Below are 14,068 nucleotides of genomic sequence, written 5' to 3'. Positions count from 1 at the left end.
GTTGCTGATCGAGCAGCTGGGCCGCGAGTACATCGTCTGGGACAAGGCCGCCAGCATCGACTTCATCGCACCGGGCAAGGGCCCGGTGTTCGCCGAATTCCACATCGACGACGCACTGCTGGACGACATTCGCCAGCAGACGGCCGGTGGCAAGAAGTGCCTGCCGCGTCTGCAGGTCGATATCCGCGATGGCGCCGGCGAGCTGGTGGCGCGGGTCGACAAAACCCTATACGTGCGGCTCAAGCCGCAAGCGAGGCAGGCGTAAGGCATGGACATGCGCGCGGATCTGTTGATTGTCGGTGCCGGTATGGTCGGCAGCGCCCTGGCCCTGGCGTTGCGCCACAGTGGCCTGGAGGTGCTGCTGCTCGATGGCGGGCCGCTGTCGGTCAAGCCTTTCGATGACGCCGCGCCCTTCGAGCCGCGGGTCAGTGCCCTGTCGGCGGCCAGCCAGCGCATTCTCGAGCGTCTTGGCGCCTGGGAGGGCATTGCCGGGCGCCGCGTGACGCCCTATTCGGACATGCAGGTCTGGGACGGCAGCGGTACCGGTCAGATTCATTTCTCAGCCGCCAGTGTGCATGCCCAGGTGCTTGGCCACATCGTCGAGAATCGTGTGGTGCAGGACGGCCTGCTGGACCGTCTGCACGACAGTGACGTCGGGCTGCTGCCCAATGCTCGCCTGGAGCAGTTGCGCCGCTCCGGCGATGAGTGGCTGGTGACCCTGTCCGATGGCCGTCGCCTGCGTGCGCCGCTGGTGGTCGCCGCCGACGGCGCCAATTCGGCCGTGCGGCGCCTGGCGGGCTGCGAGACGCGCGAGTGGGATTACCTGCATCACGCCATCGTCACCAGCGTGCGCTGCAGCGAGGCGCACCGCGCCACGGCCTGGCAACGCTTCACCGACGAAGGGCCGCTGGCCTTCCTGCCGTTGTCGCGCGATGACGGCCAGCACTGGTGCTCGATCGTCTGGTCCACAACCCCTGAGCAGGCCGAGCACGCCATGGCGTTGGATGACGCGGCGTTCTGCCAGGCGCTGGAGCGCGCCTTCGAAGGCCGCCTGGGCCAGGTGCTGCATGCCGACCGCCGTGTCTGCGTACCGCTGCGCCAGCGCCATGCCAAGCGCTATGTGGATGAAGGCCTGGTGCTGATCGGCGATGCTGCCCACACCATCCACCCCCTGGCGGGGCAGGGCGTCAACCTGGGCTTTCTCGATGCGGCAGTGCTGGCCGAGGAGCTGATGCACGCGTGCGAGCGTGGCGAGCGCCTGGCGGATGTGAAGGTGCTGAGTCGCTACGAGCGTCGACGTATGCCGCACAACCTTGCCCTGATGGCGGCGATGGAGGGCTTCGAACGCCTGTTCCAGGCCAATCCGCTACCGCTGCGCTGGCTGCGCAACACGAGCTTGAAACTGGTAGAGGGGATGCCCGAGGCCAAGGCAGTGTTCGTGCGCCAGGCCTTGGGGTTGAGCGGCGACCTGCCAGACCTGGCCAAGGCTTGAGGGCCCTATCGCGGGGCAAGCCCGCTCCTACAGGTACGCCACCTGCTTGAAGAACGGGGTGGTGCTGTAGGCGCGGGCGTGCCCCGCGATTGCTTTGCAACATCCGGTAACTGCTTCCAGGGTGAGTGGGAAAATGGGATTCACTACCATTTGCATCTCTTTAACCCCGAGGAGCATCCACCATGTCGCCCCGCAAGCCCCTACTGGCCGCCCTGGCCCTGACCCTGTTCGCCGGTTCCGTCCAGGCGGCGGATGATGAAGTGGTGGTGTACTCCTCGCGCATCGACGAACTGATCAAGCCGGTATTCGATGCCTACACCGCCAAGACCGGGGTGAAGATCAAGTTCATCACCGACAAGGAAGCGCCGCTGATGCAGCGCATCAAGGCCGAGGGCCAGAACGGCGTCGCCGACCTGCTGCTCACCGTGGATGCCGGCAACCTCTGGCAGGCCGAGCAGATGGGCATCCTGCAGCCGATCAAGTCGGACATCATCGACAAGAACATTCCGCCGCAGTACCGCGCTTCTTCCCACGACTGGACCGGTCTGAGCCTGCGTGCGCGGACCATCATCTACTCCACCGAGCGGGTCAAGCCCTCGGAACTGAGCACCTACGAAGCCCTGGCCGATAAACAGTGGGAAGGCCGCCTGTGCCTGCGCACCGCGAAGAAGGTCTACAACCAGTCGCTGACCGCCACCCTGATCGAGACCCATGGCGAGGCCGAGACCGAGAAGCTGGTCAAGGGCTGGGTCAACAACCTGTCCACCGACGTGTTCTCCGACGACAACGCAGTGATCCAGGCCGTTGCCGCGGGCCAGTGTGACGTGGGCGTGGTCAACACCTATTACTACGGGCGCCTGCACAAGGCCGACCCGAAGCTGCCGGTGAAGATCTTCTGGCCCAACCAGGACGACCGTGGCGTGCACGTCAACCTCTCGGGCATCGGCCTGACCAAGCATGCTCCGCACCCGGAAGCGGCGAAGAAACTGGTCGAATGGATGACGGGCGAGGAAGCGCAGAAACTGTTCGCCGACATCAACCAGGAGTTCCCGGCCAACCCCAAGGTCAAGCCATCGGATGAAGTCGCGGCCTGGGGCAGCTTCAAGGCCGACAGCCTGCCGGTGGAAGTGGCGGGCAAGCGCCAGGCCGAAGCCATTCGCCTGATGGATCGGGCTGGCTGGAACTGAGTTTCACAGCTTATCCTCTCGGGGCCTTCCTGGGCCCCTTCGCCTGAAGCCGCTCCCACAGGTTGGAAGCGGCTTTAGCTGCGAACGACTGCACAGCGGTCGCAACCTGCAACCGAGATACCTGCCTTGCCCCACTCCCCCCAACGCCGTTGGTACCTTCCGGTCAGCCTTGTCGCCGCCCTGGTGCTCCTGCCCCTGAGCGTACTGGTGCTGTCATGGCAGTCGATCGACACGCAGATCTGGTCGCACCTGCTCGACACCCAGATGAGCCGCCTGCTGGGCAACACCTTGACCCTGGTGCTGGGCGTGGGTGTCGGCGTCACCGTGCTGGGCGTCAGCCTGGCCTGGCTCACCAGCCTCTGTGAGTTCCCCGGCCGGCGCTGGCTCGACTGGGCACTGATGCTGCCATTTGCCATCCCCGCCTATGTGCTGGCCTTCGTCTTTGTCGGCCTGCTGGACTTCTCCGGCCCGGTGCAGAGTGCCTTGCGCGAGGTGTTCGGGCCGATGCGCCTGCCCCGGGTACGTTCGACTGGCGGGGTCATCATCGTGCTGGTGCTGGTGTTCTACCCCTATGTCTACCTGCTGGCGCGCACTGCGTTCCTGGCCCAGGGCAAGGGCCTGATGGAGGCCGCAAGGGTGCTGGGGCTGTCGCCGTTGCAGGCGTTCTGGCGGGTGGCGCTGCCGATGGCGCGGCCGGCCATCGGTGCGGGCATCGCCCTGGCGTTGATGGAGACGCTGGCGGACTTCGGTGCGGTCTCGGTGTTCAACTTCGACACCTTCACCACCGCCATCTACAAGACCTGGTACGGATTCTTCAGCCTGTCCGGTGCGGCGCAACTGGCCAGCCTGTTGCTGCTGGCCGTGATGCTGGTGCTTTATGGAGAACGCCGCGCCCGTGGCGCCAGCCGTAGCGGCAACGAGCGCCCGCGCGGGCAGGCGCTCTATCATCTGCGCGGGCTCAAGGCGCTGGCGGCCAGTGGTTGGTGCCTGCTGGTGTTCGCCTGCGCCTTCGTCATCCCGCTGCTGCAGTTGCTGGCGTGGTTCTGGCAGCGTGGCCGACATGACCTGGACGAGCGCTATGGCGCGTTGATCCTGCACACCCTGTACCTGGGCGCGATGGCGGCGTTGATCACCGTCAGTGTGGCGCTGCTGCTGGCCTTTGCCCGGCGTCAGGCGCCCACGCCATCGATTCGTGCCGGCGTCGGCCTGGCCAACCTGGGCTACGCCTTGCCGGGCTCGGTGCTCGCGGTGTCGATCATGCTGGCGTTCAGCTATCTGGACAATCAACTGGTGATCCCGCTTTCCACCTGGCTGGGCGGCGCTGGCAAGCCGCTGTTGCTGGGCAGTGTGTCTGCGCTGTTGCTGGCCTATCTGGTGCGCTTCATCGCGGTGGCCTACGGGCCGCTGGAAAGCAGCCTGGAGCGGATCCGCCCGTCGCTGCCGGAGGCATCGCGCAGCCTCGGCGTGGCCGGGCCGAGATTGTTTTTCAAGGTGTATCTACCGCTGCTGGTGCCGGGTGCCCTCAGTGCCGCGCTATTGGTGTTTGTCGATGTGCTGAAGGAGATGCCGGCCACGCTTCTGATGCGGCCGTTCGGCTGGGACACCCTGGCCGTGCGGGTGTTCGAGATGACCAGCGAGGGCGAATGGGCGCGCGCTTCGCTGCCGGCCCTGACCCTGGTGCTGGTGGGGCTTTTGCCGGTCATCGGCCTGATCCGCCGCTCTGCCTCTCGTCCTGGGCATCCTCGCTGAGGGTGCCAGTCCCCGCCCTTGCGGCTACAATGCGCGGCATTCGTAGAGGTGGGTCCTACAAGATCAGGTGTTGATTCAACAGCACCGACCGCCTCTGCTTCGCCACGCCCGGAAGGAGAAACCCATGGGACAGCGCACGCCCCTGTACGACCTGCATCTGGCGCTTGGCGCCAAGACGGTCGATTTCGGCGGTTGGGACATGCCCCTGCATTACGGCTCTCAGGTCGAAGAACATCATCAGGTCCGCAGTGATTGCGGCGTCTTCGACGTTTCCCACATGACAGTCATCGACATCGACGGTGCCGACGCCACCCCCTGGCTACGGCGCCTGCTGGCCAACGACGTGGCCCGCCTCGAAAGCCCCGGCAAAGCCCTCTACAGCCCGTTGCTCAATGAGCAGGGCAGGGTCATCGACGACCTGATCGCCTACCGCACCGAAGACGGCTATCGACTGGTGGCCAATGCTGCCACCCGCGACAAGGTACTGGCATGGCTTGAGGCCCAGAGCGAAGGCTTTACCGTAGGCATCGAGGCTCGCCCCGAGCTTGCGATCCTCGCCATCCAGGGGCCCCACGCCCGTGAGAAGGTCGCCGCGTTGCTCAGTGTTGCGCGTGCGGCGCTGATTCGCGAGCTGCGCCCGTTCGAGGGCGTCGCCGAAGGCGACTGGTTCGTCGCCCGCACCGGCTACACCGGCGAAGATGGGCTGGAAATCATCCTGCCGGGCGATCAGGCCGCAAGCTTCTTCTACGACCTGGTCGGCGCCGGCATCGCCCCCAGCGGCCTCGGTGCTCGTGACACGCTGCGCCTGGAGGCCGGCATGAACCTGTACGGCCAGGATATCGACGAAGCCCACACACCGCTGACCTCCAACCTGGGATGGAGCGTTGCCTGGGAGCCTGCTGACCGCGATTTCATCGGCCGCAGCGGCCTGCTGGCGGAAATCGAGCGTGGTGTGCAGGACAAACTGGTCGGCCTGGTGCTGGAGGAGCGCGGCGTTCTGCGTGCCCACCAGACAGTTCGTGTTGCCGGTATTGGCGAAGGAGAGATCACCAGTGGTAGTTTCTCCCCTACGCTAAGCAAGTCCATTGCCTTGGCGCGCGTGCCCATCGCCACTGGCGACCGCGCCGAAGTAGAGATTCGTGGCAAGTGGTATCCGGTGCGGGTGGTCAAACCGACCTTCGTGCGCCACGGCAAGACCCTGATCTGAACACTCAATTACCGGCGGTAGACCGCTGAGCCAACCGAGGAATACGACACATGAGCAATATCCCCGCCGACCTGCGTTTTGCTGAAAGTCATGAATGGGCGCGCCTGGAAGCCGACGGCACCGTGACCGTGGGTATCAGCGATCACGCCCAGGAAGCTCTGGGTGATGTGGTGTTCGTCGAACTGGCCGAAGTCGGCAAGGTGTTCGCCGCGGGCGACGCTGCGGGGGTGGTCGAGTCGGTCAAGGCCGCATCCGACATCTACGCCCCGGTCGGCGGCGAAGTCATCGCCGTCAACGAGGAGCTGGCCGACAGCCCTGAGCTGCTCAATGAAGAGCCCTACGAATCGTGGATCTTCAAGCTCAAGCCGAGCGACAAGGCCGAGCTGGACAAACTGCTGGACGCGGCAGGCTACAAGGCTGCCATCGGCGAGTGATGGCGTGCGGCCGAGGCCGCACACAGGGGCTGCCTCGCAGCCCTATGCCAGCGTAACGCCCAAGGCCTGTGCACAGGCTTGCAGCGAACGTCGTTCGCTCTGGGCGTACAGCGCAAGTTCGTCCTGCACTTTGAGTCCCAGCGCTGCCTCGAAGGCATCGCGGTTGGCATTGCTGCCATAGTCGGCCTGGGCATCGTCGCCCAGGTTCGACTGGAAGATCCCTGCGGCACTGACCGGCAGGAAGTCCTCGTACACCAGCGCCTCGAAATGCACATGCCCAGCGTCGATCAGGCCCTGCAGCGTGGACGGTCGATCCTGGCGACCTCGCTCGGCCAGGCCTTTTTCGGTGGCGAAGTAACGGAAGTACGCCAGCCCCTGCTCGCGCATCAGCGTCAGATCATCCGGGAATTCGGCAAAGTGTTGCGCCAGCAGCGTCTTGTAGTGCTCGGCATTGGTTTCGGCCGGTACGCCGTTGAGGGCGGCCCGGGTCGCGTCGAGCAGGCGGTCGTAGAGCGCCCGGCCTTTCGGCGTCAGCGCCGCCCCGCGTTGCTCGATCTCGCCGAAGCGCGCGGTGTGGCTGCCCTGGGCATCGCTGAACGCGACCTTTTCCTGCAACGCCTTGAAGCTGGTCTGACGCAGCAGTATCGGGTGACGCCGAGTGGGCGGGCCTTCGACCACGGCCTTGGGCGGAATGCCCTTGGCCGGCATGCCGACCTGGATCGCATCGATGTCCAGCGTGCGTGGCGTCAGGTGATTGATATGCGGGCCCTTGAAGGCCACCACATCGGCGATCAGGCGGTGCTGATCGTGCAGTTGCTGGTACTGTTCGGCGGTGACCGTGGCTTGCTGGTGCCAGCGGAAAGTGTGCAACGCCTCCTGTACGAAGGTTTCGGCATCGGCTGCGTTCAGGCCGCCGTCGCGTTCGCGCTGAGCGATCAGCTCGAGCACGCGCGGGGTGAAGATCTGGCGTTTGGCCAGGATGTCCTGGGCCAATGCGCGCAGGGGCGGGTTATCGATCAGCTCCAGGCGCAGCAGCGAGGTGAACACGCGGAACGGGCTGATGTGCAGCGCCTGTTCGTGCACCGCGCGAAAGGCGGTGGAGTGCACCGGGACGCCGGCCGAGCTCAGGTCGTAGTAGCCAACCGGCTCCATGCCCATGACGGCGAACAGGCGGGCGATGGTCGCCAGCTCTTCGGCGGTGCCGACGCGGATCGCGCCATGGCGCTCCTGATCCAGGCGTTCGACTTCACCGGTCCAGCGCAGGGCCTGGGCGACTTCAGGCTGCTGGGCCATGACCTGCTGGTTGATTTCGCTCACCAGCGCCAGCAGCGTGCCGTACAGCGGCACTTCCTGTTTGTACATGAGCGACATGGCGGCAGAGAACTGCGCGCGGATGCTGTCGGGGCTGACGAAATCGTGGGCGGGCATCGCTAGCTTCCTGAAGGTCAGTAGATACCCTTACATGAAAGCGGGGAATGGACTTTGTCCACAAGCGAAAAAAAGTGTGAGGGTCATTCCTTTTGCTATTGAATTTGCCGGCCCAATCGCGGGGCAAGTCGCAGCGATTGGGCCCGCCGCGCCAGCACATCACCCAGGCAACTGCGCCCGAATCCACTCCACCAACGCCCGCACCTTGGGCACCTCCGCGGCATGTTCGGCGAACGCCAGGTAGTGCTTGCCGTTGCTCGGCATGGCATGGTTCCAGGCCACCACCAGGCTACCCTCGGCCAACTCCTTGGCCGCCAGGTAGCGCGGCACCAGGGCCACGCCGCAGCCGGACTGTGCGGCACTGAGGGCCATGTAGAAGGTATCGAAGCGCGGACCATGGTAGCTGTTGTCGGTGTGCAGCCCCTGTTCCAGGAACCATTCATGCCAGGCCTCCGGCCGCGAAGTGCTTTGCAGCAGCACCTGCCCGGCCAGCGCGCCGGGGCTGTCCAGCACTTGTCCGGCCAGTAGCTCCGGGGCGCACACCGGCACCACTTCTTCGCCGAACAGTTCCACGCAGGTTGCACCCGGCCAGGTGCCCTGGCCGAAGAAGAACACCACGTCGGCCGAGCCCTGCAGCAGGGCGAAGGGCTCCATTTCGTTGCGGATGTCCAGGTGGATGTTCGGGTGGCGTTTGCCAAAGCCCTTGAGCCGAGGAATCAACCAGCGCACGCCAAAACTCGGTTGAGTGGCTACTTTCAATACTTCGGTCTGTTCGCCATAGGTGAGGACATAGCGGCTGGACATGTCCACCTGGGTGAGGATCTTGTTGACCTCGGCCAGGTACAGCGAGCCCGCCGGCGTGAGCTGCAGGCGCCGGCGGATGCGCAGGAACAGGTGGTGACGCAGCATTTCTTCGAGCTGTGCCACCTGCTTGCTGACAGCGCTCTGGGTCAGGTGCAGCTCTTCGGCGGCGCGGGTGAAGTTCAGGTGGCGGGCGGCAGCCTCGAAGCACTGCAAGGCCGTCATCGACGGAACCAGGCGTTTGGACATGGCACTCTCTACGGCAGCGATACCATTCCGCAGGGGAATGATAAGAGGAATAAAGGTCGTTTGTTGCAGCAATGTAATCGGATTAATACTGATCCCCATCACCTTTTCAACCCTTCACCCGATGTAGGAGAAGCACAATGGTTGCTGCATTGCTCGAGCGCCTCGGCGTCGCCGCCGCGGATCACACCCAGGGCGACTACCCTGTTCACACGCCGATCGACGGCAGCCAGATCGCCTCGGTGAAATTGCTCGGCAAGGCCGAGACCATCGCCCGCATCGACCAGGCGCAAACAGCCTTCGAAGCCTGGCGCAACGTACCGGCCCCGCGTCGCGGCGAGCTGGTGCGTCTGTTTGGTGAAGTGCTGCGTGCGCACAAGGCTGACCTTGGCGAGCTGGTGTCCATCGAAGCCGGCAAGATCACCCAGGAAGGCCTGGGCGAAGTGCAGGAGATGATCGACATCTGCGACTTCGCCGTCGGCCTGTCGCGTCAGCTCTACGGCCTGACCATCGCCTCCGAGCGTCCGGGCCACCACATGCGTGAATCCTGGCACCCGCTGGGCGTGGTTGGGGTGATCAGCGCCTTCAATTTTCCGGTTGCGGTATGGGCATGGAACACCACGCTGGCGCTGGTAGCTGGCAACTCGGTGGTGTGGAAACCTTCGGAAAAGACCCCGCTGACCGCACTGGCCTGCCAGGCGCTGTTCGAGAAGGCCCTGAAAGCCTTTGGTGAGGCGCCGCAGGGCCTCAGCCAACTGGTGATCGGCGGGCGTGAAGCCGGTGAAGCCTTGGTCGATGATCCGCGCGTACCGCTGGTCAGCGCCACCGGCAGCACCCGCATGGGCCGTGAAGTAGGCCCACGGGTTGCGGCGCGCTTCGGCCGCAGCATCCTCGAACTGGGCGGTAACAACGCCATGATCCTTGCCCCGAGCGCCGACCTCGACCTGGCCGTGCGCGGCATCCTGTTCTCGGCCGTGGGTACTGCTGGCCAACGCTGCACCACGCTGCGCCGCCTGATCGTCCACCGTTCGATCAAGGACGAAGTGGTCGCCCGCGTCAAAGCCGCCTACGGCAAGGTGCGCATCGGCGACCCGCGCAAGGACAACCTGGTCGGCCCGCTGATCGACAAGCTGTCGTTCGACGCCATGCAGGGCGCGCTGGCCAAGGCACGCGACGAGGGTGGGCAGGTCTTCGGTGGCGAGCGCCAATTGGCCGACCAGTACCCCAATGCCTATTACGTATCGCCTGCCATCGCGGAGATGCCGGCGCAGAGCGAGGTGGTGCGCCACGAAACCTTCGCGCCGATTCTCTACGTGCTGGCCTACGATGATTTCGAAGAGGCCCTGCGCCTGAACAACGAAGTGCCACAGGGCCTGTCGTCGTGCATCTTCACCACCGACATCCGCGAGGCCGAGCGCTTCCAGAGCGCCTCGGGCAGTGATTGCGGTATCGCCAACGTCAACATCGGCACCAGCGGCGCGGAAATCGGCGGCGCCTTCGGTGGCGAGAAAGAGACGGGTGGTGGCCGTGAGTCCGGTTCGGATGCGTGGAAGGGCTACATGCGCCGTCAGACCAATACCGTGAACTACTCGCGTGAGCTGCCGCTGGCGCAGGGGATCGTGTTCGACTGATGTAATGGCCGGGGGCCTTGGCCCCCGGTTCGCGGGACAAGTCGGGGCGCCGAACCGCCGCTCCTACAAGGATCGCGCAGGCGATGGGGATCCCTGTAGGAGCGGCGGTTCGGCGCCCCGACTTGCCCGCGATTGGGCGGCATGCCGCCCCAACTGCAACAAGAACAATATTGCTGGAGCCGGGCCATGTCCGAACTGCGTCAAGAATGTCTGTGGGAATCGATCACCCAACCGACCGTTGCTTCACAGGCCCTGGCCGGTGAATACAAGGCCGATGTCTGCGTGATCGGCGCAGGAATCACCGGGCTGTCGGCGGCGATCCACCTGCTCGAACAAGGCAAGTCGGTCGTCCTGCTGGAGGCGTGGAAGGTTGGGCATGGCGGTTCCGGGCGCAATGTCGGGCTGGTCAACGCCGGGACCTGGATTCGCCCTGACGACGTCGAGGCAACCCTGGGCGTCGAGCAGGGCGGGCGTCTGAACAAGGTGCTTGGCGAGGCGCCCGGTGAAGTCTTCGCCATGATCGAACGCCTGGGCATCGACTGCCAGGCTCAGCACAAAGGCAACCTGCACATGGCGCACAACGCCACGGGCCTCGCCGACCTCGAAGCGCGCCATGAGCAATGGCGGCGTCGGGGTGCCGACGTGGAGCTGCTGCGGGGGGCCGAGTGCCAGGAATACTGCGGTACCGACAAGATTTCCGCCGCGCTGCTCGACCGCCGCGCTGGCACCATCAACCCCATGGGCTACACCCAGGGCCTGGCCGCCGCGGTGCAGCGTCTGGGGGGTAAGCTGTTCCAGCAATCGCCGGTCGAAGGCCTGACGCGTGATGGCGACGGCTGGCGAGTCGCCACCGACCGTGGCAGCGTGCGCGCCGACAAGGTGGTGATTTCCACGGGCGCCTACACCGAGGGCGACTGGAGCCATTTGCAGAAGCACTTCTTCCGCGGCTACTACTACCAGGTCGCCTCCAAGCCACTGCAGGGAGCTGCGGCCGACAGGATCCTGCCCCATGGCCAGGGCTCGTGGGATACCCGCACCGTACTCAGCAGCATCCGCCGCGATGATCAGGGGCGCCTGCTGCTCGGCAGCCTGGGCCGGGTCGACAACAAGCCTGCGTGGTTCGTGCGCAGTTGGGCTGATCGAATCCAGAGCCATTACTTCCCTGAACTGGGCAAAGTCGAGTGGGAGGTGCACTGGACCGGTTGCATCGACTTCACCCCCGACCACCTGATGCGCCTGTTCGAGCCGGCGTCGGGGGTGGTAGCGGTGACGGGCTACAACGGTCGTGGCAATACCACGGGCACGGTGATTGGCCGGGCCCTTGCGGAGTTTCTGCTCAAGGATGATCCCGACCACCTGCCGATCCCGTTCTCGCCGATGAAACCGGTGAGTGCGCCTTCGTTGCGCACGGCCTTCTACGAGTCGGGCTTCTCGCTGTATCACGCTGGGCAGTGCTTGCGCGTGGTGTTGTGATTGCGCTGGCCCTTTCGCGGATAAGCCCGCGAAAGGGCCCGTTTATTTGTGCAGCCAACTCAGGAAGCCACCCTTCTTCACCGCTGCCGGTTTCTGCAGCAGCAGTGACTCCCGGCTCTGCAGCCTGAAGCGCTGCAGCTTGTTCAACGCCTGCACCACTTCGCCGCGCTCGGCCAGGCAACTGCGCACCTGCTCCTTGTCGATCCGGTACAGCAGGCAGCCAGTCAGGGTGCGGAACTCGGCGAACGAGCTGTCCTCGTCCATGATGCCCTCGATCCCCAGCACTTCCGCCGGCCCCATGCGCCCGGCCTCCACCCGCTTGTCGCCATTGCGGATCGATGCCTGGACCACGCCGCTGCCGATCACCAGCAGGTGATCGGACTGTTCGCCGACATCCAGGATCACCTGGTCGGCCAGATACTCCACCGCCATCATGCGCTGGCTGAGGGCATCGCGCTCCTCGCTGCTCAGCGAACGGAACACCCGCACTTCGTCGAGCAGCTCACGCTGTCGGCTGCGTGGGGTCACGGCGAGGTCGAGGTTCCACATCACGCCGCTGGCCTCGAGATGGCGGTGGGCGAGGTCGAACAGCTGGTTGCGTACTTCGGTCTTGTGCGCCGCGTCGGCGATAAAGCCGCTGGCCTCGTATTCCACCGATTCCAGTGTCGAGGCTTTCACCGACACCTTCGCTGCGGGTGACGGGAGCAGCGCGCTGGTGCCTTGCAGGGCTTTTTCCAGCGCATCGAATACCCGCTTGGGGCGGATCCTGGCGGGTACCACCACACTGATCGAAACTCCGTGGCGGTCGGCAGGCCGGCTGTGGTTGAGCAGGCGCGCCTTGGCTGCCACCGAGTTGGGAATCACCGCCAGGCTGCCGGTGCCGGTGATCAGCCGTGTGGCGCGCCAGTCGATATCCACCACCTTGCCCTCGGTGCCGTCGATGGAGATCGAGTCACCGATCTGGTAGGGCCGCGTGGTGTTGAGCACGATGCCGGAGAACACGTCGGCCAGGGTGCTCTGCAGCGCCAGGCCGATGACGATGGCCATCACCCCGGAGGTCGCCAGCAGCCCCTTGACCGGCAGTTGCAGGACATAGGCCGCCGCCGCCACGGCCGCGGCGAGAAAGATCAGAGCCCCCACGACATCCTGCAGCAGGCGTCCGCCGTGACTGCCGCGGGCGATCATCAGCAGGCCGAACACCACCGTCACCGTGCGCGCGCCGAACAGCCACCAGCCGATGGTCAGCACCGTGGCGATCAGGTTGCGCGCGACATCGTCCGCCCATGGCGGCGGTTGCAGCGGGCTCATGCCGGCAGCCAGCAGAACCGCGCTGAAGATGACGAAGATGCCCAGGCGCGTGACGATACGCCAGGCGCGGCGCTCCAGCGGGATCAATTGCCAGAGCAGCAGGTCGAGGAAGATCAGGCAGGTACCCAGCAGCAGGGGATAAGACTGGATGAAGGCCAGCATGGTGGTCTCGGGGGGGCTAGGGGAGGGCTGAGGGGTAGTAAAGAGCAGGTTGGTTGCCCAGGCAATGGGGCATCTGTGGGAGAGGGTTTGCCCGCGAACAAGACTGCACCGACTTGATCGTTCCAAAAAAGGAACGCTAAGGCTGTTTTTCACTATCTACCGCAAGAAACGCAATGTTTTTAATCTGTGCCCATGCAGTCGAGACAACAACCCAACCCACCCGAAGGAGCACGACCATGAGCCAATTTACCTACAACCGCCTGAACAAAGACGACGCCGCCGTACTGCTGGTCGACCACCAGGCAGGCCTGCTGTCGCTGGTTCGCGACATCGAGCCGGACAAGTTCAAGAACAACGTGCTGGCGCTGGCCGACCTGGCCAAGTTCTTCAACCTGCCGACCATCCTCACCACCAGCTTCGAACAAGGCCCCAACGGCCCACTGGTGCCGGAGCTCAAGGCGCTGTTCCCGGATGCGCCCTACATCGCCCGCCCTGGCCAGATCAATGCCTGGGACAACGAGGACTTCGTCAAGGCGGTGAAGGCCACCGGCAAGAAGCAACTGATCATCGCCGGTGTCGTGACTGAAGTGTGCGTGGCCTTCCCGGCGCTGTCGGCCCTGGCCGAGGACTTCGAAGTGTTCGTGGTGGCCGATGCGTCCGGCACCTTCAACGAGATGACCCGCGATGCCGCCTGGCGCCGGATGGAAGCTGCCGGTGCGCAACTGATGACCTGGTTCGGCGTGGCCTGCGAGCTGCACCGCGACTGGCGCAACGACGTCGAAGGCCTGGCCGCGCTGTGCTCCAACCACATCCCCGACTACCGCAACCTGATCACCAGCTACAACGCCCTCACCGCAGGCAAGTGAGCCGCCCCGCCAGGCGCCCTCTGCGGCGCCTGGTCAACTTTTGCTCAGGTATTCAGCAATGAACAACAGCAGCGTGGTCACCCT

The 14,068-nt window shown here is 64.9% G+C and carries 12 protein-coding genes; 9 read left to right on the top strand and 3 right to left on the bottom strand.

The window, feature by feature from the left end; genetic code table 11:
* The 6 genes from VA602_RS03010 to gcvH all read left to right on the top strand — a co-directional run.
* Positions 1-265, top strand: a 265-nt coding sequence (locus tag VA602_RS03010; RefSeq protein ID WP_323452431.1) for a DUF4442 domain-containing protein, incomplete at its 5' end; no start/stop codon positions are given.
* 9 nt (positions 266-274) lie between these two features.
* Positions 275-1,492, top strand: coding sequence for a 2-octaprenyl-3-methyl-6-methoxy-1,4-benzoquinol hydroxylase (locus VA602_RS03005; RefSeq protein WP_323452432.1), 1,218 nt, complete (start codon positions 275-277; stop codon positions 1,490-1,492).
* Between the two features lie 182 nt (positions 1,493-1,674).
* Entirely contained in the window at positions 1,675-2,679 is a 1,005-nt protein-coding gene (locus tag VA602_RS03000; RefSeq protein WP_323452430.1) for an extracellular solute-binding protein, read from the top strand.
* Positions 2,680-2,805: 126 nt separating this feature from the next.
* Positions 2,806-4,428, top strand: coding sequence for an ABC transporter permease (locus tag VA602_RS02995; protein WP_065861747.1), 1,623 nt, complete (start codon positions 2,806-2,808; stop codon positions 4,426-4,428).
* 124 nt (positions 4,429-4,552) lie between these two features.
* A complete protein-coding gene (gene gcvT, locus VA602_RS02990; protein WP_323452429.1) occupies positions 4,553-5,635 on the top strand; it encodes a glycine cleavage system aminomethyltransferase GcvT in 1,083 nt (360 codons plus the stop codon).
* Positions 5,636-5,685: 50 nt separating this feature from the next.
* Positions 5,686-6,069 carry a glycine cleavage system protein GcvH gene (gene gcvH, locus VA602_RS02985; RefSeq protein ID WP_054894075.1) on the top strand — a complete coding sequence of 128 codons (384 nt, stop codon included), beginning with the start codon at positions 5,686-5,688 and terminating at the stop codon, positions 6,067-6,069.
* 42 nt (positions 6,070-6,111) lie between these two features.
* Here gcvH and hglS read toward each other — a convergent pair whose 3' ends face one another.
* Entirely contained in the window at positions 6,112-7,497 is a 1,386-nt protein-coding gene (hglS, locus tag VA602_RS02980; protein ID WP_323452428.1) for a 2-oxoadipate dioxygenase/decarboxylase HglS, read from the bottom strand.
* Between the two features lie 159 nt (positions 7,498-7,656).
* On the bottom strand, positions 7,657-8,547 hold the full coding sequence (locus tag VA602_RS02975) for a LysR substrate-binding domain-containing protein (protein ID WP_054893715.1): 891 nt from the start codon (positions 8,545-8,547) through the stop codon (positions 7,657-7,659).
* A 137-nt stretch (positions 8,548-8,684) separates the two neighbouring features.
* Here VA602_RS02975 and amaB point away from each other — a divergent pair, with 137 nt between their 5' ends.
* Both amaB and amaA read left to right on the top strand, forming a co-directional pair.
* A complete protein-coding gene (gene amaB, locus VA602_RS02970; RefSeq protein WP_054893714.1) occupies positions 8,685-10,175 on the top strand; it encodes an L-piperidine-6-carboxylate dehydrogenase in 1,491 nt (496 codons plus the stop codon).
* Between the two features lie 186 nt (positions 10,176-10,361).
* A complete protein-coding gene (gene amaA / locus VA602_RS02965) occupies positions 10,362-11,648 on the top strand; it encodes an L-pipecolate oxidase (RefSeq protein ID WP_112897084.1) in 1,287 nt (428 codons plus the stop codon).
* Between the two features lie 42 nt (positions 11,649-11,690).
* On the opposite strand, the gene VA602_RS02960 is transcribed toward amaA, so the two are convergent.
* The gene (locus VA602_RS02960) at positions 11,691-13,118 is read right to left on the bottom strand and encodes a mechanosensitive ion channel family protein (RefSeq protein WP_323452427.1); all 1,428 of its coding nucleotides are present in this window, start codon (positions 13,116-13,118) and stop codon (positions 11,691-11,693) included.
* A 236-nt stretch (positions 13,119-13,354) separates the two neighbouring features.
* Between VA602_RS02960 and ycaC the strand changes: the two genes are divergently transcribed.
* Positions 13,355-13,984 (top strand): isochorismate family cysteine hydrolase YcaC, encoded by a 630-nt coding sequence (ycaC, locus tag VA602_RS02955; RefSeq protein WP_054893711.1) that lies wholly within the window; start codon positions 13,355-13,357, stop codon positions 13,982-13,984.
* Positions 13,985-14,068 lie beyond the last annotated feature (84 nt).

The organism is Pseudomonas machongensis (genome assembly GCF_034961125.1).
GTDB classification, from domain to species: domain Bacteria; phylum Pseudomonadota; class Gammaproteobacteria; order Pseudomonadales; family Pseudomonadaceae; genus Aquipseudomonas; species Aquipseudomonas machongensis.
The sequence above is the reverse complement of the archived record's forward strand: the minus strand, read 5'-3'. Positions and strand labels throughout refer to the sequence as shown.

Bases quoted from the DNA above. Each gene is read 5' to 3' on its own strand.
- ycaC (WP_054893711.1), top strand. From the start codon at position 13,355: ATGAGCCAATTTACCTACAACCGCCTGAACAAAGACGACGCCGCCGTA.
- VA602_RS03005 (WP_323452432.1), top strand. From the start codon at position 275: ATGCGCGCGGATCTGTTGATTGTCGGTGCCGGTATGGTCGGCAGCGCC.
- VA602_RS02960 (WP_323452427.1), bottom strand. From the start codon at position 13,118: ATGCTGGCCTTCATCCAGTCTTATCCCCTGCTGCTGGGTACCTGCCTG.
- VA602_RS02975 (WP_054893715.1), bottom strand. From the start codon at position 8,547: ATGTCCAAACGCCTGGTTCCGTCGATGACGGCCTTGCAGTGCTTCGAG.
- amaA (WP_112897084.1), top strand. From the start codon at position 10,362: ATGTCCGAACTGCGTCAAGAATGTCTGTGGGAATCGATCACCCAACCG.
- amaB (WP_054893714.1), top strand. From the start codon at position 8,685: ATGGTTGCTGCATTGCTCGAGCGCCTCGGCGTCGCCGCCGCGGATCAC.
- VA602_RS03000 (WP_323452430.1), top strand. From the start codon at position 1,675: ATGTCGCCCCGCAAGCCCCTACTGGCCGCCCTGGCCCTGACCCTGTTC.
- hglS (WP_323452428.1), bottom strand. From the start codon at position 7,497: ATGCCCGCCCACGATTTCGTCAGCCCCGACAGCATCCGCGCGCAGTTC.
- gcvH (WP_054894075.1), top strand. From the start codon at position 5,686: ATGAGCAATATCCCCGCCGACCTGCGTTTTGCTGAAAGTCATGAATGG.
- gcvT (WP_323452429.1), top strand. From the start codon at position 4,553: ATGGGACAGCGCACGCCCCTGTACGACCTGCATCTGGCGCTTGGCGCC.